Source organism: Anaerococcus sp. NML200537 (assembly GCF_026131715.1).
Taxonomy (GTDB): domain Bacteria; phylum Bacillota; class Clostridia; order Tissierellales; family Peptoniphilaceae; genus Anaerococcus; species Anaerococcus kampingae.
In genome coordinates this window covers 1-21,910 of sequence record NZ_JAMXSL010000017.1, presented here as the reverse complement: position 1 = coordinate 21,910, position 21,910 = coordinate 1, and the positions used below count along the sequence as shown (strand labels likewise).

23 protein-coding genes, 1 tRNA gene and 1 pseudogene are annotated in these 21,910 nt (G+C 33.6%); all 25 read left to right on the top strand.

Annotated features, from left to right (window positions below; genetic code table 11):
• The first annotated feature begins 4 nt into the window (after positions 1-4).
• A tRNA-Leu gene (locus NH288_RS06205) sits at positions 5-91 on the top strand.
• A gap of 180 nt (positions 92-271) precedes the next feature.
• Entirely contained in the window at positions 272-934 is a 663-nt protein-coding gene (locus NH288_RS06200; protein ID WP_265213952.1) for an ABC transporter ATP-binding protein, read from the top strand.
• Positions 931-1,644 (top strand): beta-carotene 15,15'-monooxygenase, encoded by a 714-nt coding sequence (locus NH288_RS06195; RefSeq protein ID WP_265213950.1) that lies wholly within the window; start codon positions 931-933, stop codon positions 1,642-1,644. The genes NH288_RS06200 and NH288_RS06195 overlap by 4 nt, the downstream gene beginning before the upstream one ends.
• Complete coding sequence (locus NH288_RS06190; RefSeq protein ID WP_265213948.1) at positions 1,641-2,279, top strand: hypothetical protein; 639 nt, start codon at positions 1,641-1,643, stop codon at positions 2,277-2,279. The genes NH288_RS06195 and NH288_RS06190 overlap by 4 nt, the downstream gene beginning before the upstream one ends.
• A gap of 3 nt (positions 2,280-2,282) precedes the next feature.
• Entirely contained in the window at positions 2,283-3,440 is a 1,158-nt protein-coding gene (locus tag NH288_RS06185; protein WP_265213946.1) for a histidine kinase, read from the top strand.
• Complete coding sequence (locus NH288_RS06180) at positions 3,421-4,014, top strand: response regulator (protein WP_265213944.1); 594 nt, start codon at positions 3,421-3,423, stop codon at positions 4,012-4,014. The genes NH288_RS06185 and NH288_RS06180 overlap by 20 nt, the downstream gene beginning before the upstream one ends.
• A gap of 12 nt (positions 4,015-4,026) precedes the next feature.
• Positions 4,027-4,248: a hypothetical protein gene (locus tag NH288_RS06175; RefSeq protein WP_265213943.1), complete on the top strand. Its 222-nt coding sequence runs from the start codon at positions 4,027-4,029 to the stop codon at positions 4,246-4,248.
• A gap of 127 nt (positions 4,249-4,375) precedes the next feature.
• A complete protein-coding gene (gene polA / locus NH288_RS06170) occupies positions 4,376-7,015 on the top strand; it encodes a DNA polymerase I (RefSeq protein ID WP_265213941.1) in 2,640 nt (879 codons plus the stop codon).
• Positions 7,002-7,595 carry a dephospho-CoA kinase gene (gene coaE / locus NH288_RS06165; RefSeq protein ID WP_265213939.1) on the top strand — a complete coding sequence of 198 codons (594 nt, stop codon included), beginning with the start codon at positions 7,002-7,004 and terminating at the stop codon, positions 7,593-7,595. The genes polA and coaE overlap by 14 nt, the downstream gene beginning before the upstream one ends.
• The gene (locus NH288_RS06160) at positions 7,592-8,248 is read left to right on the top strand and encodes a lytic transglycosylase domain-containing protein (RefSeq protein ID WP_106460028.1); all 657 of its coding nucleotides are present in this window, start codon (positions 7,592-7,594) and stop codon (positions 8,246-8,248) included. The genes coaE and NH288_RS06160 overlap by 4 nt, the downstream gene beginning before the upstream one ends.
• A 68-nt stretch (positions 8,249-8,316) precedes the next feature.
• A complete protein-coding gene (rsxC, locus tag NH288_RS06155; RefSeq protein WP_265213936.1) occupies positions 8,317-9,645 on the top strand; it encodes an electron transport complex subunit RsxC in 1,329 nt (442 codons plus the stop codon).
• Positions 9,646-9,653: 8 nt separating this feature from the next.
• Positions 9,654-10,634, top strand: a complete 981-nt coding sequence (locus NH288_RS06150; protein ID WP_265213934.1) for an RnfABCDGE type electron transport complex subunit D — start codon at positions 9,654-9,656, stop codon at positions 10,632-10,634.
• Positions 10,627-11,172, top strand: coding sequence for an FMN-binding protein (locus NH288_RS06145; protein WP_265213932.1), 546 nt, complete (start codon positions 10,627-10,629; stop codon positions 11,170-11,172). Before NH288_RS06150 ends, NH288_RS06145 begins: the two co-directional genes overlap by 8 nt.
• Before the next feature lie 8 nt (positions 11,173-11,180).
• Positions 11,181-11,804, top strand: a complete 624-nt coding sequence (gene rsxE, locus NH288_RS06140) for an electron transport complex subunit RsxE (RefSeq protein WP_265213930.1) — start codon at positions 11,181-11,183, stop codon at positions 11,802-11,804.
• Between the two features lie 8 nt (positions 11,805-11,812).
• Entirely contained in the window at positions 11,813-12,391 is a 579-nt protein-coding gene (locus NH288_RS06135; protein ID WP_106460033.1) for an electron transport complex protein RnfA, read from the top strand.
• A 9-nt stretch (positions 12,392-12,400) separates the two neighbouring features.
• Positions 12,401-13,198 (top strand): RnfABCDGE type electron transport complex subunit B, encoded by a 798-nt coding sequence (locus NH288_RS06130; RefSeq protein ID WP_106460034.1) that lies wholly within the window; start codon positions 12,401-12,403, stop codon positions 13,196-13,198.
• A gap of 219 nt (positions 13,199-13,417) precedes the next feature.
• Positions 13,418-13,807 carry a NusG domain II-containing protein gene (locus NH288_RS06125; protein ID WP_106460035.1) on the top strand — a complete coding sequence of 130 codons (390 nt, stop codon included), beginning with the start codon at positions 13,418-13,420 and terminating at the stop codon, positions 13,805-13,807.
• Complete coding sequence (locus NH288_RS06120) at positions 13,807-14,322, top strand: Gx transporter family protein (RefSeq protein ID WP_106460036.1); 516 nt, start codon at positions 13,807-13,809, stop codon at positions 14,320-14,322. The genes NH288_RS06125 and NH288_RS06120 overlap by 1 nt, the downstream gene beginning before the upstream one ends.
• Positions 14,319-14,999, top strand: coding sequence for a RadC family protein (gene radC / locus NH288_RS06115; protein ID WP_106460037.1), 681 nt, complete (start codon positions 14,319-14,321; stop codon positions 14,997-14,999). Before NH288_RS06120 ends, radC begins: the two co-directional genes overlap by 4 nt.
• Before the next feature lie 9 nt (positions 15,000-15,008).
• Positions 15,009-16,019, top strand: a complete 1,011-nt coding sequence (locus NH288_RS06110) for a rod shape-determining protein (protein ID WP_106460038.1) — start codon at positions 15,009-15,011, stop codon at positions 16,017-16,019.
• Positions 16,020-16,025: 6 nt separating this feature from the next.
• Positions 16,026-16,928 carry a rod shape-determining protein MreC gene (gene mreC, locus NH288_RS06105; protein ID WP_106460039.1) on the top strand — a complete coding sequence of 301 codons (903 nt, stop codon included), beginning with the start codon at positions 16,026-16,028 and terminating at the stop codon, positions 16,926-16,928.
• A complete protein-coding gene (mreD, locus tag NH288_RS06100) occupies positions 16,921-17,412 on the top strand; it encodes a rod shape-determining protein MreD (protein WP_265213922.1) in 492 nt (163 codons plus the stop codon). Before mreC ends, mreD begins: the two co-directional genes overlap by 8 nt.
• An 8-nt stretch (positions 17,413-17,420) precedes the next feature.
• Entirely contained in the window at positions 17,421-20,777 is a 3,357-nt protein-coding gene (locus NH288_RS06095) for a penicillin-binding transpeptidase domain-containing protein (RefSeq protein WP_265213921.1), read from the top strand.
• Positions 20,778-20,791: 14 nt separating this feature from the next.
• The gene (locus tag NH288_RS06090) at positions 20,792-21,415 is read left to right on the top strand and encodes a hypothetical protein (protein WP_265213919.1); all 624 of its coding nucleotides are present in this window, start codon (positions 20,792-20,794) and stop codon (positions 21,413-21,415) included.
• Positions 21,412-21,910 (top strand): annotated as a pseudogene (locus NH288_RS06085) (ribonuclease G); the annotation flags it as partial. The gene NH288_RS06090 and the pseudogene NH288_RS06085, both read left to right, overlap by 4 nt.

Below are 21,910 nucleotides of genomic sequence, written 5' to 3'. Positions count from 1 at the left end.
TTAGGCCGGTGTGTCGGAACTGGCAGACGAGATAGACTCAAAATCTGTTGTCCAACCGGGCGTGTGGGTTCGAGTCCCACCACCGGCACCATTATGTTTTATAAGTTGTTTAAATAATAAACTTTATATTAATTTAGGAATCTATTGTTACTAACAAGTTTCAATAGATTTTTTTATTGTCTATAAATAAGGTTTTACCAAAAAAACTTTGCAGTTTTTACTCATGTAATATTTACTCTAATTATTTAGAATATAATAAAGAGGTGATTTTATGAATATGATAGAAGTGAAGAATATGAGTAAGAACTTCGAAAATAAGAAGCTTTTTAATAATTTTTCTTTAGAAATTGAAGAAAATACGGTCCATGCTCTAGTTGGTCCTAATGGATCTGGTAAGACTTCTCTACTTAGGATACTTACTGGTCTTTATGAAGAAGATGGTGGTCAAGTTAGACTTAAGGGAAGTCATGCAATGTTACTCGAAAATGACTACTTATATGAAGATAAGACAGGACTTGAAAACATTAAATTATACGGTTTATATTTCGGCTATGGTTTAGATTCTTATCAAAAATATTCTGACTTGTTAGAAATTACAAATGATCTGGGTAGAAATGTTTCGACATATTCTAAGGGTATGAAGAGGAAATTATCTTTATTAATTATTGTAATGATGAATAGAGAGATAATATTTTTAGATGAGGTAACAAGTGGGGTTGATCCAATATCAAGGGTCGAGATAAGAAAACTCATAAAATTATTAAAGAATGAAGGCAAGACTATAGTTCTTACAAGCCATGATCTTTCTGAAATTGAAAAAGTAGCCGATAAAGTATCTATGATAAAATCAGGAGAGCTGCTTTTTACGAAGAATATAGACGAAATTCAAGGAGAAAGCTTAGAAGATTTATTTATAGAGGAAGGTAGGAAATGAATTATAAGATGAATATTAATAGAGCTTGTCGCTACTATTTAAGAAAAGATAAAGATTTTATTTTGAATTTACTATTATTTACTCTGATTTCCTTTGGCTTTATTTTTTTACTATATAAGGGGACCTTTGATTCTAGAGGGAATGATTATATTGTATTGATGCTATACGTGCTAATGCTTGGCATTTCACTGATTATGACTAATTCTATGGTTGTAAATCTTACAGTCAAGGATAAACTAAATAAACGTATTGAATTTATCCTAGCATCAGGAATTGATATAAAAGATGTGATTAAAGCCTATGGGCTAGAAATGTGGAGACTATCTTCTATTGTTCCATTTTTATTATTTTTCCTAACTTATGTCCTAGTAGACTTTAAAATCGAATTTAAGTGGATTGTGGGCATATTTGCGACAATGATTGGAATGACCTATTTTGAAATCCTATTTTTTAACCTTATATCTTTATCCCAAAAAAACTTTAAGTTTTTCAAAAATATAGTTTTCTTTGGAACAACAATTTTAATTTACATGATAGGCACATTTTCAGGAAAGATTCTATCATTAATAGAAAAATATAACCTAAACCTTATTTATATCATATTAGGTATAAATATTAGCTTAGGATTAATCTTTGCGGTTTTTTCTATGAAAGATTTGTCTAAAATGAACAATGAATCTGTAATTAATAAAGAAGGATCATGGTCATGATCTTAGTCATTAACGATTTAAAAAAGCTTTTAGATAAAAATGCCTTATTAATGTCTCTTATGGCACTAATCTGCTCCTTTATGGCTCTATTTTTTGCTGATGGAGGAAGCCAAGAGATAAATAAGGTCATGAATATAGTTAAAATTGATGGGATTTTAATACTTTTCCTAATGTTTGGAGTGGAACTTTCTGAAAACACCTTGGTATCAGATAAGAATAGCAAAAAGCTTGAATTTTTACTTGCAAATGGACTTTCTATTAAAGAAATCCTAGGCAAATATTTGTTTAGTATATATTTGGGGACTTTGATAATAGTTCTTCCAAGCTTAATATTAAATTTACTAAAATTTGAGATTAGCTTAATTATTATTTTAAATTTGCTTGTATCAAGTTTTCTTTACACTCTAATAATCGTCTTGATAATACTTGATACTAGAAACATGAATAAAGTAAATTCTCTCCAAATTCGTTTGATAGGACTATCCTTAGTAGTCATGATTGCATCGATCCTAGTATATAATTTTACAAATTCCTTGCCTGGCTACTTGATAACTAAGCTTTTGATTTTAGGATCAATAAGCGTATTTTTGGGTATAAATACCAACAAAGAAAGGATTGTAGTCAGCTACTTTTGAGATATGTATAAGAAATTAGAAAAAATTGTAAGCATCCATTTAATGATAATTTTATTTTGGGGTCTTCTTTTTAAAAACAATTTGTTAGCAAAAGAGGGCCCGATTTTAAATGCAGTTTCACTTATTTTATTTTTCACCTTGTATGGACTTATATATACAGAAATTACAAATAAAAAAATACCTCAGAGATTTTCTATTTTGGTAATTTTCACATCATTATTACCCTTAAGTTTGATTTTAATAAATGATTTGCCTTATAAGTTTCTATTCGCCCTCATAAGCATAATCTCAACAAGCCTATTTATTAAAAAATATTTGGTCTTGGAGAATATAAAATATATAAATATCTTGCCAATATCAAGAAAATCCACCCAAATATTTACTATTGGACTTGTATTTTTTATTTTTGCAGTGATTTACCTATTTGATATAGGAACGGTAATGATAAATATATTTATCCAGATAATTTTCCTTATTACAGAATTTTTCTTTATTCTATTTTTAAAGGAAGAAGAATTAGCATATGATAAAACTTTCAAACTTTATTATCTTTCAGATTATATGGCTAGTGAAAGAGATGAATTTGCAAGAATAATCCATGATGATATTATCCAAGATATATTTGCGAGTAAAAATTATTTGTCTTCAAAAAATCCTGATATAGAATACACTAAAAACATTCTAAGAGAACTTGAGAAAAAAGCACGAAATATAATGAAATTCTATCAGTCATCTTTATTTGAAAAAGCGAATTTGGAAACATCTTTATTAGCTATATTTGATAATGTAGGAAGTCTATATCCAGATAAAAATATTGAAATTAGCAAATATATCGATAGGGATCTAACAGAAGATAAAAGATTAATTAGGTTGATTGCAATAATATCAAAGGAACTTATAAATAATGTTTACAAGCATTCCGATGCCAAGTATTTATCTTACAAACTTTATAAAAAAGAAAATTATCTTTATATAGAAATGGAAAGTGATGGTGCAAACCTTTCTGATTTTAATAAAATTAAGGAATCCAAAAGAGGGGTATTGCTTCTTAAACTTTTGATAGATTCAAATGCAGGAAATATTTCTTATAGCTTAAATAAAGATATACTTATAACTAAAGTTTTCTTGGAGGTGGAAGGAAATGAAAATTATTTTGCTTGATGACCATAAATTATTTGGTCAGTCTCTTAAGATGCTTTTAGAAGAGCAAGAAGAAATTTCATGTACTTATGTATCAAAAGTCCAAGAGTTTTTAAAAATGACAGAAAAAGATCCCTATGATATTTTCTTAATTGACATAAATTTAAAAGATGATAAGACAGGCCTTGATTTAATTAAAGATTTGCTAGCTGAAAATCCCAAACAAAATATAATAGTCTTAACATCTTATGACTTAGACAATTACAAGGATATGGCTTTTGACTTGGGAGTAAAGGATTTTATAAATAAGTCTATCGAAATTGAGGAAATGCTAGTAAGACTTAAAAATGTTCACCAAGGCAAAAGCCCATCTAGGAAGACTTTGATTATTGAGCCTCTTACCCAAAGAGAAATAGAAGTTTTAAAGGAGCTGGTAAAAGGTGCTGATAAAAAGAAAATTGCCCAAAAACTTTTTATCAGCGAGAGAACTCTTTACAATCACCTGGCTAATATTTATGATAAGTTAGGAGTAAATAATGCTATAGAAGCCTATAACAAGGCAATGGAGCTTGGTTATATTGACCCTGTTATGTAAAAAGGAGAATTTATGAAAAATACGAAAAAGTGCCCAAAGTGTGGAGCAAGTGATATTTTATTTGTGCCGGGATCTGCTGGGGCTTATGGGACTGGAAATAATATTATGACAGGTCTTACAATTAAGTCAGCAGTTCCTGTTGATAGGTATATTTGCACTAGATGTGGCTATAGCGAGGAGTGGATTGACCTTGACTATATGGATAAATTAAAAAAGAAATATAATGAGATTTAATTAAAATGGGAAGCATTTGTGAGAATGTTTCCTTTTTTCTTTAAAAATTTGCCAAAATACGTTATACTATAAGGTAGAGATAAGATTTGTTGCAGAAAATAGAAATATTTTTTGTTAAGGAGATATAATGAAAAAAACTGTAATGTTAATTGATGGTTCATCTTTGATCTACAGGGCCTTTTTTGCTCTTCCAAATTTGACCAACAATGACGGAGTTATGACAAATGGCGTTTATGGATTTTTGACCATGTATAAGAACGCCTTTGATAAATATAAGCCTGACTATGTCCTGGTTGCCTTTGATAGGTCGGGTGGAACTTTTAGAAATGAAGAATTTAAAGATTATAAGGCAAATAGGGATAAGACTCCAAATGAGCTTTCCTACCAGTTTGGAATACTTAAGGATGTCCTTGAATCTATGGGAGTCAAATATACCGACCTAGATGGTTTTGAGGCTGATGATATAGTTGGAACCTATGCAAAAATGGCCAAGGAAGCTGGAGATGAAGCAGTCCTTATAACAGGAGATAGGGACTACCTCCAGCTAGTAGATGATGGAATAATTGTCTATTTGACCAGGAAGGGTGTTTCAGATACTGTTGAATATAATGTCGAAAAAATCAAGGAAGAATATGGCATTAGCCCTAAGCAGCTTATAGATGTTAAAGGTCTTATGGGTGATAAGTCTGATAATATCCCAGGGGTGGATGGGATTGGCGAAAAGCGTGCCCTCCAATATATACAAAAATATGGGTCTATAGAAGGTCTATATGAAAATATTGACGATATCACAGGCAAGAAGACTAAGGAAAATATCGAAAATGGCGAAGCTATGGCCTACTTGTCCAAGAAAATTGGGACAATTGTCACAGATGCTCCTGTAGAATTTGACTATGATGACCTAGCCCTTGGAGAGATTGACAAGGAAAGCCTTAGGGAGAAGTTTGCTAAACTTAATTTCAATAAGTTTTTAGATGAGCTTGATTCTGATGGCAAGAATTCCCCTAAACTTGAATTTAAATATGAAATCACAGATGATTTTAAGGACTTAATTGAATCTATAAAGGAAGATAAGGAATTTTTCTTCAAATCCTTATATAATGGAGATAATTATATCCATTCAGAAATATTTAAGCTGGCTATTAAAACTAAGGACTCTAAGGTCTTTATAATTAAGCCTGATGATGAATTTACTAAAAACTTCAAGGAAATTTTTGCAGATGAATCCATTAGAAAGACTAGTTTTGATATCAAGGAAGAAATAGTTCTTCTCGATAAGATAGGCATAAAGCTTAAGGCTCCTTACGATGATTTGATGCTTATGCACTATCTAATTGACCCATCAAGGTCCTCTTATGATTTAAAGGTACTAAGCCAGTCCTATGCGAATTTTGAGGTTGATAACGAAGAGGCTCTTTTGGGCAAGGGTGCTAAGAAGAAAAAATATGAAGATATTGAGTCTGATAAGCTCAATTCCTACCTGGCATCTATAATCTATGCAATAGAATATTCTAAAGATAAGCTTTTAGAAAATCTCAAAGAATACCAGATGTTAGATCTATATGACAATATAGAAAAGAAACTTGCTGGAGTCCTTGCAGCTATGGAAATAGTTGGCTTTGCTACAGATAGAGAAGTCTTAGAAGAGTTAAAAGAAGGACTTGATAGTCAAATAGAAGACCTAACCAAAGATATATATGACTACGCAGGAAGCGAGTTTAATATAAACTCCACCAAGCAGCTTGGAGAAGTTCTCTTTAAAGATTTGGACTTGCCAGTTATCAAGAAGACCAAGACTGGATTTTCGACAGACCAATCAGTCCTAGAAAAACTTAGAGATAAGCATCCAATCATTGAAAAGATTGAAAAATACAGGGAAACCTACAAGCTTCGCTCAACCTACATCGAAGGCCTAGAAAATGCTATAGATGAAGATGGAAGAATCAGATCAACCTTTAGACAAAATATTGCTTCAACCGGTAGATTATCAAGCCAAGAGCCAAATCTACAAAACTTGCCAATAAAAACTGACGAAGGTAGGGCCATTAGAAAGGCCTTTAAGGCAGCTGAGGGCAATATCCTAATAGATGCCGACTATTCACAAATTGAGCTAAGAATTTTGGCAAGCCTAGCAGATGATAAAAATATGCAAGATGCCTTCAACCACAACATAGACATCCACACCCAGACCGCATCTGAAGTCTTTAATACACCACTTGATAAGGTAAGCAAGCTTCAAAGGTCTGAAGCAAAGGCAGTAAATTTTGGAATAATCTATGGCATAAGCGATTATGGCCTATCTCAAAACCTAAATATACCTAGAAAACAAGCCAAAGATTATATAGATTCATATAAGGCTTCATATCCTCAAATTAAGGCCTATATGGATAATGTCGTAAAACTTGCCAAGGATCAAGGCTATATAGAAACCCTCTTCCACAGAAGACGCTATATACCAGAGATTTCGTCAAGAAACTTTAATGTCAGAAGCTTTGGTGAAAGGATTGCCCTAAATACCCCAATCCAAGGCACTGCGGCAGATATAATCAAAATTGCCATGATAAATACTCACCAGACCCTCTTAGATGAAGGCCTCGATGCAAGGATAATTTTACAAATCCACGATGAAATAATTATAGAATCTTCTCTAGAAGATAAGGATAGGGCTAAGGAAATCCTACAAAAGTGCATGGAAGATGCGGCAGAGCTTAAGGTAAAGCTTGTGGTAGACATAGGTTTTGGAGATAGTATGTATGAGTCCAAATAAGATTGTAATAACAGGGACAATTGGATCGGGAAAGTCAGCTCTAAGCTCCATAATTAGGGAATTGGGCTTTGTGGTTATTGACAGCGACCAGGTAAATAAAAAGCTATTAGAAAAAGGTCAAGCAAATTATGAGGCCATCAAAAAAGATCCATTTTTTAGGAAGGCTTTTGAAAATGAGGACCTTGATAAAAATAAGCTAGCTAAAATGATTTTTGCAAGTCCAGACCTTATGACAAGACTAAATAAGCTTACCCATCCCAATATTATGGCAGAGATTGAAAGGCAGATAGGAAGTCTTGATGAAAAAAATGTCTTTGTAGAAATACCTCTTTTTTATCAAATGGAAGCTAAATTTGACCCTGACCTTATCTTATTTGTAAGGGCAAGTGAGGAAATCCAGATTAAAAGGTTGACTGAGCGTGATGGGATAAACGAACTTTATGCCAAAAGCAAAATAGCCACTCAAGAAAAATCTATCAATGCTAAGAATGATGGTAAAATAATCATAGACAATGATGGTTCTATAGAGGAGCTCAGGGCAAAAATAATAGAAATTTTAAGGACGGAAAATATTTTATGAAAGCACTCAAAGCTATAGGTAAATTTATAGGTTTTATCCTACTTGCAATCTTGCTTCTATTTGTCATAATATATGGCATAATAGCCTATCAGACATCTAGGACAAGGATTAATTATCAAGATGAAATCTATGAATATTCAGAAAAATACAATGTAGACCCACTTCTAACAGCATCAATCATAAAGGTAGAATCAGACTTTAACAAGGATGCGCAAAGTCACCAAGATGCTAAGGGCTTGATGCAACTTCTTGATCAAACTGCATCCCATGCGGCTGAACTTACAAATAAGGAATTTCATCCAGAAAAGCTTTCAGAAGTTGAGTATAATCTTGACCTAGGTCTTGCCTACTATGATTATCTTTATAGGTATTACAACAACAGAGACTTAGCCCTAGCAGCCTACAATGGTGGTGTGGGTAATGTCGATAAGTGGATTAATGAAGGAATTGTTGATGCTACAAATCCAAATCCTTTAGATATTCCATTTGAAGAAACAAGGCAATATGTAACAAAAATAGATGCAAACTATGATGTCTACAAGAAGTTTTACAAAAATGGCTTGCCTAGCAAGGAGAGACTTGCAAATCTAAAACAGCTAGCCTTTGATAACTTTATGACATTTTTAGAAGATATTATCTCAAATGTAAGATAAATATTGAGAAATTTTCGATTTTATTCTATAATAGAAGTGTAGAGAAAAAATAATAAAAGGAGAGAAAGATGGCAACTAATACTATGACATTTGCTCATGGTGTTCAGATGGCGGAATATAAAGAGCTAACAGAAAATAGCAGCCTTAAAACAGCTGCTATTCCAAAGCTTGTAACAATTCCACTAACTCAACACATAGGCGCACCTAGTAAGTGCATTGTCAATAAGAAAGATGAAGTTGCTGTAGGAGATTTGATTGCTAGTGCAGTTGGTAACTTCTCAGCAAACATACATTCCTCAGTGGCAGGCATTGTAAAAGACATAGTCGACATACAATCAGCCTCAGGTAAAAATACCAAGGCAGTAATAATTGACACTGAAGGCTTCGATCAAGAAAAAACTTACCTTGAATCTGAAAACGTAAACTTAAGCAAGGAAGAGATCGTAGCAAAGATTAAGGAAGCTGGAATAGTTGGTATGGGTGGAGCAGCCTTTCCTGCCCACATTAAATATTCACCAAACAAACCAGTAGATACCGTAATTGTAAATGGTGCAGAGTGTGAACCTTTTATCACCTGTGATGACTACATAATGAAAAATTATCCCCTACATATAATAAAGGGTTTAATTCAACTACTTAAGGCAGTGGATGCCAAAAAAGGTTTTATAGCCATAGAAGATAATAAACCAAAGGCTTACGAAACAATGACAAAGGCCCTAGAAGAATTTGCGAAATCTAACAAATTCGAAGGCACTATTGAAGTAGTAAAGCTTAAGACCAAATATCCACAAGGTGATGAAAAAAGACTTATAAATGCAATCCTAGATAGGGAAGTACCATCAGGTGGACTTCCAATGGATGTAGGAGCAATTGTATCAAATATTTCTACTGTAAATGCAATTTATGAAGCGCTTTTCATGGGTAAACCTCTATATGAAAGAATCCTAACTGTTACAGGCTCATCAGTCAAAAACCCAACAAACATGAAGGTAAGACTTGGTGTAAGCTTTGGTGAGCTTCTAGAAGAAGCTGGCGGTTCAGATGATGTAGCTAAGGTTATAAATGGTGGACCAATGTGTGGTATAGCTCAACCAGACCTCACAAAACCAGTGGAAAAAGCTACTAACTGTATCCTAGTTTTAGATAGCAAGGAAGCCTTCATCGAAGAAGCAGATCCTTGTATAAGATGTGGAAGATGTGTAAGCGTATGTCCAGTATTCTTGCTACCAAACTACATCCACAAACACGCTCTAGACGGTAGATTTGAAAAGGCAGACCAAGAGGGCGCTCTTGATTGTATAGAATGCGGTTCATGCTCATTTGTGTGTCCTGCAAGAAGACCTTTAGTAGAAGCTATCAAATTTGCTAAGAGACAAATAAGACAGGCAGGAAAATAGGGGGGATTATGGAAAATAATAAACAATTATTAGTAACTGCTTCTCCACACCTTAGAAGTAAAAGGACAGTAGCAAATGACATGCTTGATGTTATTATTGCACTTATTCCTGCAGGAGCTGTCGGAATTTACTACTTTGGTTACAGGGCCCTAGTTTTAATACTAGCATCAGTAATAGCCTGTGTTCTATCAGAAGCAGCCTTTAATAAATTAACAAAAAGAAAAAATACAATCAAAGATTTATCAGCAGTTGTAACAGGTATTTTATTAGCCTACAATGTGCCATTTACCTTACCAGTTTGGCAAATAGTGATAGGTTCAATGTTTGCTATAATCGTTGCAAAGATGTTCTACGGCGGAATTGGTCAAAACATTGTAAACCCAGCACTTGCTGCAAGAGCCTTCCTAATGGCTTCTTGGTCAGATACAATGACAAACTTCGTGCCAACAGAAAGAGTTGCAACTCTAAAAACTATAAGCGATGTATCAATGGTTTCTCAAGCAACACCATTATCAGATCCAAAAGCTTACAGCCTAATGGATTTATTTATCGGACACATTCCAGGATGTATTGGTGAGATTAGTGCTATAGCCTTATTAATTGGCGCAGGATACTTACTATTTAGAAAAGTAATCCATATAAGAATCCCACTTACATATATAGTGACTACAACAGTCCTACTTGCAATATTTGGCAGGGGTTTTGATCTTAATTATTTACTAAGTCAAATCTTATCAGGTGGTCTAATCCTTGGTGCCTTCTTTATGGCAACAGATTATACTACAGCCCCAATCACTCCTAAGGGACAAATAGTATTTGCCTTTGGTTGTGGTTTCTTAACAGCTGTTATAAGGCTATGGGGTGGATATCCAGAAGGTGTATCTTACTCAATCCTATTAATGAACCTCTTAGTACCAGTTATAGAAAAACACACAAGAGATAGGATCTTTGGTAAAGCTAAAGCAAAAAAAGGAGGGGAAAATGAATAAGAGTTTTAAATTAGGTATAAAATTACTATTAATAACATCAGTAACTGCCCTAGCCCTTGCTTTTACAAATAATATGACTGCTCCTATCATAGAAGCACGTAAACAAGAAGAGCTAAAAGAATCCCTTGCTATAGTTTATAAAGCAGATTCTTATGAGCCAGTAGAAGTTGCAGATAAGCCAGATACAATCCAAGAAGTATACAAGGCAAAAGGAGCCGATGGTGATGGATATGTATTCCAAATCCAATCTCCAGGCGGATACGGCGGCGATATACAATTCTTAATAGGTGTTGATAGTGACCACAACATAACAGGATTTGCTCCATTAAGCCATTCAGAGTCAGCAGGCTTTGGTAAACAAATGGAAGAAGATTTCTTCAAAGAAGGAATGGTTGGAGTAAATATGGACAGTGAAGTTAAGGCATCAGCCTCAGGTGGGGAAAATGAAATAGTTGGCATGTCAGGTGCTACAATTTCAACAAACACCATCCTAAGAGGTATCAACGATGCAAGAGAAGTTCTCTCTAAATTAGAATAGGAGCTATCATGGCAAAAGAAAATAAAAAAGAAAAGGTAAATTTTGGTAAAATATTTACCGATGGAATCATAAAAAACAACCCTGTCCTTGTACAGATGGTTGGTATGTGTTCTGTACTAGCCATATCTTCAACCTTAACTAATGCTGTAGGTATGGGAGTGTCAGTAACCTTCGTACTTGTAATGAGTAACTTAGTTATATCCTTATTACGTAACTTCATATCAGATGAAATAAGGATACCTTCTTTCATCGTAGTTATAGCAGGCTTTGTAACTATTGTTCAAATGCTAATAAAGGCCTATGCACCAGCCCTTGATCAGTCTTTGGGTATCTTTATACCACTAATAGTAGTAAACTGTATCATCCTTGCTCGTGCAGAAGGATTTGCATCACAAAATGGCCCAATCGCATCAATAGTAGATGGTATCAGCCAAGGTATAGGCTATACTATAGCTATATCAATACTTGCCTTCTTCAGAGAATTACTAGGAGCAGGCACACTTTTTGGAATAGGAATCATACCAGAAGAATACACTATAGGATTTATGCTTCAACCAGCATCATCATTTATAGTACTTGGAATGATTTACGCAGCCTTCCATGCGATTACAAATAGAAAGAAAGCTAAATAGGAGTTATCATGCTAGTAGAATTATTTAAAATCATAATAGCAACTATATTTGTATCAAACTACGTACTTGGACAATTCTTAGGTATTTGTCCAACCCTAGGTGTTACAAGTAAGGTTGAGACTGCTAGAGGAATGGGTTTTGCGGTAATATTTGTAATAGTACTTGCAACAATTATAACTTGGTTTATCCAATATTACATATTAGAGGCCTTTAATGTACAATACCTACAAACAGTAGTATTTATCTTGGTTATAGCAACTCTAGTTCAATCAGTAGAAACAGTAATGAAAAAATCAATGCCTGCCCTTTATGGAGCTTTGGGTGTTTATCTACCACTAATCACAACCAACTGTGTGGTTCTTGGTGTAGCAATCAAAACAATAGACTTATCTTATAACTTAGTAGAAGCAACAGTATATGCCTTTGCATCATCAATAGGATTTATGCTAGCAATCATGATCCTAGCTTACCTAAGAGAAAAGACAGAATATAACAACGTTCCTGAGTCATTTAAGGGAGCCCCACTCTCTTTAATAACCCTAGGTCTAATGGCTATAGCCTTCATGGGCTTTGCAGGTTTAGCATAGGAGGAAGCGATGAATTTATTATTACCAATGGCAATACTAGCCGTAATGGGCTTTGTATTTGCGATAGCTTTAGGATTTATCTCAGATAAATTCCACGTAGAAAAATCAGTCAAAGAAGCAGCAGTTAGGGATGCCCTACCAGGTGCTAACTGTGGTGCATGCGGTTATCCTGGCTGTGATGGACTTGCAGCAGCCATAGCAAAAGGCGAAGCAGAAGTAAATGCCTGTGCTATAGGCGGACCAAACACTACAGCAGCAGTAGCAGCTGCAATGGGTGTAGAAGCTACAGCATCAGACGATAGAAAGGTAGCTATAGTAAAATGTAATGGTACTATAGAAGCTGCTAAGGATAAATTTGCTTACCAAGGTCTAGAGGACTGTAGGGCGCAAATTGCTTTATTTGGCGGTAAAAAAGCTTGTAACTATGGATGTATAGGATGTGGCACTTGTGAAAAAACCTGCCCATTTGATGCAATACATATAGTAGATGGAGTAGCCTTAGTTAATAGAGAAAAATGTGTAGCTTGTGGCAAGTGCGTAGACGTATGTCCAAAAAATATAATCGAGCTTATACCATTTTCACAAAAACAAGTAGTCCTATGTTCATCTCATGACAAGGGCAAAGATGCAAGAGCAAACTGCTCTAATTCATGTATAGGTTGTACAATTTGTGCAAAAACCTACCCTGAAGCATTTGCAATGGATAACTTCCTATCAAAAGAAGTTCACGGTAATGACTTTGATATGGAACTATTAAAGACAGCATGTGAAAAATGTCCAAATAAATGTATAACAATAAATGAATAAAAACGAAGCCTGCGGCAACTATTTTGATAAAGTTAATTCCTACATAGGAAAATATTAATTTATATAACTACAAAGCATTCTTATACTTTATCAAGATCGGAAGCCCTGGGCTTCTTTTTTTATCTTAAATTTTACATATAAATTCCTAGTTTTATAGGCTAAAAAGTATATAATATTATAATTGAGTACAATTAAAATTTTTATAGAGGGAATATATAGATGAAGATAAAAAAAGGTGATATAATCGTAATAGTTGGACTTCTGTGCCTGTCTTTAGGATTTAATTTTTTGATATATAAAGAAAGCCAAAAGTATGACGGTGATATGTTAGTAGTAGAACAAGATGGAAAGATAATAGAAAGACTTCCTTTAGAAAAGGATGGGGAGTATGTAGCCAGATATGGTGGCCATTATAATAAGATTGAGATAAAAGATGGCAAGGCTAAGGTTGTTGAGGCTGATTGTCTTGATCAAATTTGTACCCATATGCATGCAATCTCAAAAGAAGGCGAGACAATAATTTGTCTACCTAACAGGCTCTTTCTTGAGGTAGAAGAAAGCGATAAAAAAAGCCAAAAGGAAGAAAAAATAGATAAGGTGGTAAGATAATGAATACCAAAAAATTAACAAATATGGCCCTTCTCTTAGCACTTGCCCTAGTGATATCAGTTGTTGAATTACAAATCCCAATGCCAGTTCCTATTCCGGGTGCAAAACTTGGACTTTCTAATATAATAATACTAGTAAGTCTTTACTTTTATGGATTTAAGGCTAGTCTTACAATATCCTTACTAAAATCCTTTATGCTGGTTTTAATAACAGGAGCAGTTTCTGCTTTCTTTTATTCAGCTGCCGGGGCCATTCTAGCATCAATTGCCATGGTTCTTGCCCTTAAATTTCATGATAAACTATTTTCTTTTATTGGTGTAAGTGAAATTGGTGCCTTTGCCCACAATCTTGGACAGATAATAGTATCTGTTGTAGTTATGGAGAATATAAAGATGTTTTATTATTTACCACTCCTTGTATTTGTTGGTACCTTTACCGGATTTTTTGTAGGCCTTTCATCCAATTTTGTAATAAAGCATATGAAAAAACTAGATATTGGAGAAAAGCTTAAGTGAAACAAACTATAAAGCAGATGAAAGAATCTGATAGGCCCAGGGAGAAGTTGATAAACTATGGCTATGGAGCTCTGACAAATACAGAGCTTTTGGCCATAATTTTACAAACAGGAACAAGTGAGAAAAACGCAATAGAACTTGCTGGAGAAATCCTTGATTCCTTCTCAACAGAAGACCTTCTAGAAATAGGAGTATCTGATCTTAGAAAGATTAAGGGGATAAAGGATGCTAAGGCTACAAAGGTAATAGCAAGCCTTCAGCTTGGTAAGAGGCTTAAGGAAGAATATCTAAACAAGAAATATGACAAAATCACATCTAATGAAGATGTCTACCAGATGTTTAGAAATAAACTTGCCATGGAAGATAGGGAACATTTTTACATAGTTTTATTGAATAATAAAAATATGGTTATAGCAAATGAATTAATATCTATAGGTGACTTAAATTCATCAATAGTAAATCCTAGAGAAGTTTTTAAGAAGGCAATCAAAAAGAGTGCTAAGTCAATAATATTAGTTCACAACCACCCATCAGGTAATCCAGACCCGTCTAAGGCTGATATAATGGTTACTAGAAGACTCATAGATGCTGGAGAAATACTTGATATAAATGTACTTGACCACATTATAATTGGTCATACTGATTATGTATCTTTAAAAAGAGATAATTATATATAGGAGAATATTATGAAATTAAAGTTGATTGCTACAGATTTTGCCATAGACCTTGGTACTAGCAATATTTTAGTTTATAAAAAAGGCGAGGGTTTAATAATAAACGAACCATCAAGCTTAGTGCTTGACGAAAACTACCAAAAAGTCGAAGCTGTAGGCCAAGAAGCAAAGGATATGCTAGGCAAGACCCACAAAAATATACAGGTAGTAAAGCCAATTAAAAATGGAGTTATAACAGATTTTAACCTTACAGAAGCTATGCTCAATTACTTTTTTGGAAAAGTAAATGAAGGTTTTAGCTTTATACAGCCAAAGGTTGTAATAGTGGTACCTTCTGGCATTACAGATATACAAAAAAGAGCGGTGGAAGATGCAGCTCTCCATGCAGGTAGTAGGGATATAATACTTGTAGATGAGTCCTTAGCTTGTGCGTATGGTATGAACCTATCACCTGAAGAATCTAAGGGGATTCTACTGATAAATATGGGAGCTGGTACAAGCCAGGTAGCTGTAATTTCCCTAAATGGAATAGTTACATCAAAAACCATAAATAAAGGTGGAGACTACCTAGATGAAAAGATAGTTTCATATTTTAGAGATAATAAAAATCTTGAAATAGGTAAAAATACAGCTGAAAAAGTAAAAATAGCCCTAGCAAGCCTAAAGGTAAAAGATGCCAATATGGAAATGTCGGTTGATGGTAGAGATTTTACAGATTCTAAGCCTAAAACTGAGATTATTAAATCAAATGAGCTAGTTTCAACAATATTGCCATTTGCAGATGAGATATGTGATATGGTATTTGAAGTTTTAGAAAAAACACCACCAGAAATTTCGGCAGACATAAAGAAAAACGGTTTTGCTTTATCAGGTTCCCTATCACAACTATCAGGTATGGCAGAATACATTGAAAAGAAAATTGGACTTAAATCTTACCACTCAGAAGACCCAAGCACAGATGCTATCCTAGGGGCAGGTATGATTTTGGAAAATCCAGAAAAATATTTGAAATATCGTAAGTAGGTTTTTATGGCATATAAAAGAGTAAAAAAAGAAAAAACACCCTTTATAATAACTATAGTTAGTTTATTAATAGTGATTTTAATTTCAAGTCAAGTGGATGGGCTATCTAAAACAGGTTCAAACATAGCTAACACTCTCCTAAAACCAATAGAAAGTGTGACTTATTCTATTTCATCTGCTATAATAGATCAGCTTGAAAGAACAATTGGATCAAAAGAAACTAGAGCAGAAGTCCTAAGATTAGAAGCCGAAAATAGGGCTTTAGTTATGGAAAATGCAAGATATGCAACAGCCATAAATAGAAGTGAATTCCTAAAAGATGAAGCAGCGGCCACAAGGGGAACAGACAATAAGTATATTAAAGCAAAGCTAATTAATACAGATGTAAATTCCATGACCACTCACTTTACTATAGATAAGGGCAAGGTTGATGGGATTGAGAAAAATGACATCATTCTCCAAGCTGTAGGAGATAGCAAGTTTTATACAGGCCTTGTAGGCAAGGTAACAGAAGTTTATCAAACAACAGCCAGGGTAGAAACAATAAACTCAAGTCAAAATGACGTATCTTTTGTAAATGCAAATTCGGGAGATTATGGTGTAATTGATAGGTTTGATAAAAATACCATTCAAGGCTATATGTTAGATATAGAAAGCAAGATAGAAGAAAAAGATATACTCCTAACAAGTGGTTTAGGTGGAATATATCCTTATGGAATCTATGTAGGAAGGGTAGCGACAGTTACCATGACACAAGATTCTTTGAGAAAAAATATTACAATAAATTCACCAGTTGATTTTTCACATCTTTATAGGGTTTTGGTCCTAAAAAGTTCAAACAATTATAATTTAGATGAAAAGCCAAAAAGTGAACAACCTAAGCAAAAGGAAGGAGAAATTCATGAATAAATTTAAAAGCTTTATGATTTTATTTATAACCTTCATTTTGCAAACATCTATATTTGCCAAAATTGATATATTAGGAGCAAATGTAAATATTATAATCCCAGCAGTAATAGCCCTATCCCAAGTCTTGCCAGGTAAGACTGGTCGAGCAGGAGGATTAGTAGTTGGTATAATAGAAGATTTTCTATTTACCCAGTTAGTAGGTGTAAGAGCCTTATCTTATTACCTAATAGGTCTTTTTGCAGGAGGACATATAGTAAAGGTATCAAAGGATAAGACTAAAGGCTTTATTATTTGCTTAATAGCAACATTATTTAATTTCTTACTTGTAAATGGTATATATTATATCTTTGGCAAGTCAATCTTATCAATAACAGATTATTTAGGAATTGAGATACTTGTAGAAGCAATCCTAAACTCCTTAGTGTATCTGATTTATTATTATTTGATAAAGAAAATAATGTATATACCAACTTATAGGATTTAGAGGATAATATGCGCGATAAAAAAGAGAATAGACTTATTTTTATTCAAGTAATAGTTGTTCTCCTAATGTTAATAATTGGAGTTAGGCTTTTTAATGTAATGGTCTCAAAGGGGGACTATTATAGGGACCTATCTGATAATAGGAAGGTAAAGGAAGTCGATGAATTAGCAAGTAGGGGAAATATCTATGATAGAAATGGAAAGCTTCTAGCAAGCTCAATCCCATCTTTTACCATAAAACTATATAAAGATGAGCTAATGGCCGTAGATGCTGATAAGAGGCAAAGTCTCATATCAGATTTAGTAGATATACTTGAAGAAGATGGAGTCAATTATACAGAAGATTTCAACATAAAATTAAATACTTCCAAATATAAAGACTTTAAAGATTACTTTAGCCAAAAAGAAATGCCAATAGAAAAAGTAGTCGATACAATTATAGATAATGACTTAGTATCTGACTTTCTATTTTCCTTTTATGAAAAAGATGGAATGAAGTATGAAACAGCAAATACAGCCATCCTTGCTCTTAAAAAGAGGGGGATAGATATACCGGCCCATGCAAATCAGGTAAATGGCAATCTTAAGCTAGAATATAAGAAAAATTATGAGAAAAAGCTTGCTTCTATAGGATTTACAAAAGATGATGAGCCTACAGATGTAATCTTAGAATCAGTAGGAAATGATAGATCAGTTCTTTTATCAATACTACAAAACTCTCATGCAAGGCTATTAGCATATAAGCTTCTAGAAGATAATAATTTATTAGGAAAGCTTACCATGGATGAATACGCCATAAAAGCTGATCAGGACTTGATAGAGAAAAAAGCGAGATTGCACAAGGTCTTTGATAAGATAAATCTTAAGTCAACGCCAGCTAATGACTTTTATGAAATAGTTAAAAATGCTACAATAAGTGATGTTTTAACATCAGCCATGGTAGATGATAAGGGAGCTTATGTAATCCCAGCCAATATGCTAATTGAACAGCTAGAAAATAAGGGGATATATGCGAACTTTGAGACAGAAGTTATCACTGAATCAAAAGATGATAAGAACCAATATTCAGTAGACGTGAGATTTAGGAATCCTCAAGCGGGTTCTGCAGTAGACGAACTTGCAAGACTTGCTGATGAAAATGGTTTGTTAAAGCCGCTTCTATTGTCAGAATATGTGAAATACATGGCACAAAATGCCAATACTAAAAATAATATTTATCCAAACATAGATATCACAGAAGATGATCCAGAAGATTGGTCCTATACCTTTACTACAGATAAAAAAGATTTCTATACCTACTATGCAAATAAGGATAAGACTAATTCTACTAAAGAAACAGTAGATATCCTTATGAAGGAAAAAAATGGCCAACAAATCTTAAAATACCTTAAAAAGGTTACAAATCTTGAAGCTTATAATGATGTTGAGGCTGTTGGAATACTTACAATTGATAACACCTTAAACCGCCAAGGGAACTTTGGTTATAGACCTATAAATATAGTCTACAACCTAGATGAATCAACAGTTCTAAAAATAGAAGAAAAAATAGATTCTGCTTCAGGGATAGTTGTAGAAACCATGCCAATAAGGTCCTACCCAAATAGGAATCTTGCAAGCCATATACTAGGTTACATGGGACCAATAGCCACACCTGAGGAAGTAGATAAGTATGTAAAAGAGAGAAATTATCTTAGAGATGAGATAATTGGTAAGACTGGTATTGAAGAATCTTACCAAGACAACCTTAAGGGTAAAAACGGTAGGTCACTTGTAACAGTCGATTCAGCTGGTAACAGGCGCAAATTAATATCTCAAACAAAGTCTGAACCAGGCGATGATGTTTACCTATCAATAGATGCCAAGCTTCAGAAACAAGCCGAAGATTCTCTAAAAGGGGTCCTAGAAGCATTGAGAGAAACAGGATTTTATGAGTCAGAATATGGTTCATTTAGACCGTTTAAGATGGCTCCTCATGCAGAAAGTGGTGCTGTAGTAGTATCTGATGTTAAAACTGGTGAAGTTTTAGCAATGGCTTCATATCCAAACTATGACCCAAACCTATTTTCAACAGGTATATCTCAATCAGACTGGGAAGGGCTCCAAGTAGAAGAAAGTGATGGGCCGCTTGCTCCAAGACCAATGCTAAATATAGCAACCCAAACAGCAGTGATGCCAGGTTCAACCTTTAAGCTAGTAACAGCCCTAGCAGCCCTAGAAAAGGGTCTAGATCCACTTGCAGTTAATAACTGTCACGGCTTCATGGAAATAGGAAATAGGAGATTTTCATGCCTAATCTACACAGAAAGTGGTACAACTCATGGAGAAGAAAATCTCTATGGTGCTATAAGAGATTCTTGTAACTACTATTTCTACACCCTAGCCTTAGGAGAAAACCCAGAAGATGGAGACTCCTTAGGAACCAAACTTGAGCTAAATGATATAAGACTTGCTGCAGAAATGCTTGGACTTGATAAGGAAACAGGTATTGAAATCAATATACCTAAGGAAGCTAAGGGCAATGTTCCTTCAATTGGTAAAAAAGTAGAAGTAACTAAGCTAATGCTTAAAGATTATCTTGATAAAAATCTAACTCTTTTCATAAAAGAAGGAGTTAAAAAGACTAAAGATGAGTATGAACAAGATATAAAGGATATAGTTAAATTTACTGACAATCCTAAAGAATGGTCAAGAAAAGCCATAATAGATTTCTTCGACGAAAGAGGCTACGATCCGCTTATCATGCCAGAAGGCCAAAGAGCAGGTCTTGCTGATACTATAAAATATACCTATTTAAACCAAGCAGTTTGGGATATAACAGATATGTTAAATATAGTAATAGGCCAGGGACAAAACTCCTACACACCAATCCAGATGAATAGGGCTATAGCAACTATAACAAACGGGGGCTATCTAAATAAACTTACCCTAATTAACAAGATTAAAAACCACGATTCAGGCGAAGTGCTTTTTGAAAATGTTCCTCATAGTGATAAAATAGATATCAAAGATCCAAAATATTTAGAAGATATCAAATACGGAACACTTCTAGTAAGTCAGAATAATGCTGTTTTAAACCAATTACCGGTAGATATTGGTATAAAAACAGGTACAGCAGAAGTAGAAGGTCAAAACCCAGATGGTACAGACTATGATACCTATGCATGGATGGTAGGCTTTGCTCCATATGATAATCCAGAGATAGCTATATCTATAGTTCTAACCCAAGGTGACACTTCTTATAATGCATCACCAATAATGAGAGATATAATAGCAAGGTACTTTGACCTAAACGTAGAAATGATAAATGCAGAACCAACTGAAAATGATATTAGAAATCTCGGTGAATCTGCAAATGGTCAAAATTAACAAAGGATGTTTTTATGAAAATATATTTAATAAATGGGGAAAATAATATAGGAAAGACAGATTTTGCTGTAAATCTTTCTGAAAGACTAGCCCAAAATGAAAAAGTCCTACTCACATCATTTTTTAGAGATGAAAAGCAAAATTTGGAAGACTTTTTTGGCAAAGATGGGATGATAAGCTATGATATAGCTGATTATTTCTTAGGCTTTGCCGGTCTTGATAGGGTCATAGTAAATGAAAATTCTAACCTAGGCTTTATAATCCCGCCACTCTTAGAAGATAAATATGATTTTAAGGTAGAAGATGTTTATACTTTAATAGATATATTAGATAGTGATATAGTAATTATCGATAATCTAGACCTAGATATTAAAGGAGCAGTAAAAATAGACATAATATCAGAAAAAGATATAGATAAGGACTTAAATTCTAATTATTTCTTTATAAACAAGGCCTCAAAAGACTTTGATATAAGAAATTATAAGAATAAAATTGATAGCAAGAATTCTAAATTTCTTGGAGTTGTAAAGGAAAATGAATTTTTCAAAACTGTTATAGATAATCTCATAGCAGACAAAGAAGAAGAAATACCAAGTCTTGGATTTTTTGAAAAACTAAAAATGATATTTGCAAAATGAAATATATTTATATAGACCCAAAAGAAAAAATAATAATCAGACAAGAAGATAAGAGAGTTATGGAAGTCATTTTCTATGACTCTCTTCTTAATAATATCTATAGGGGAAAAGTTGTAAATAAAATTGATAGCCTCTCTTCATATTTCGTACAAATAAGTGATAATGAAAATTTATTTTTGAAATCAAGTCTGTCTTATGCCATAGGAGATAATGTAATCATAGAATATGTAAGAGAGCCGGCTAATGGCAAGCTAGGGCTCGCCAGTGAAAATTTCTCCTTAGAAAATGAATCTTACAAGATAAAAAGATATCCAATAAAGGCAAAGGCAAAACGTAAGTATGGAAAGAAAAAAGATGATATATTATTTGAAGAATTAAATGATAAGAAAGCCTGGCTAATTAATGAAGAAAAATTTTTTCCAAGCCCTAAACTCCTTATAGAAAATTCTAAGAAAGACTCTTATATTAAAAAATATAAGGATTACGAAATTAAAG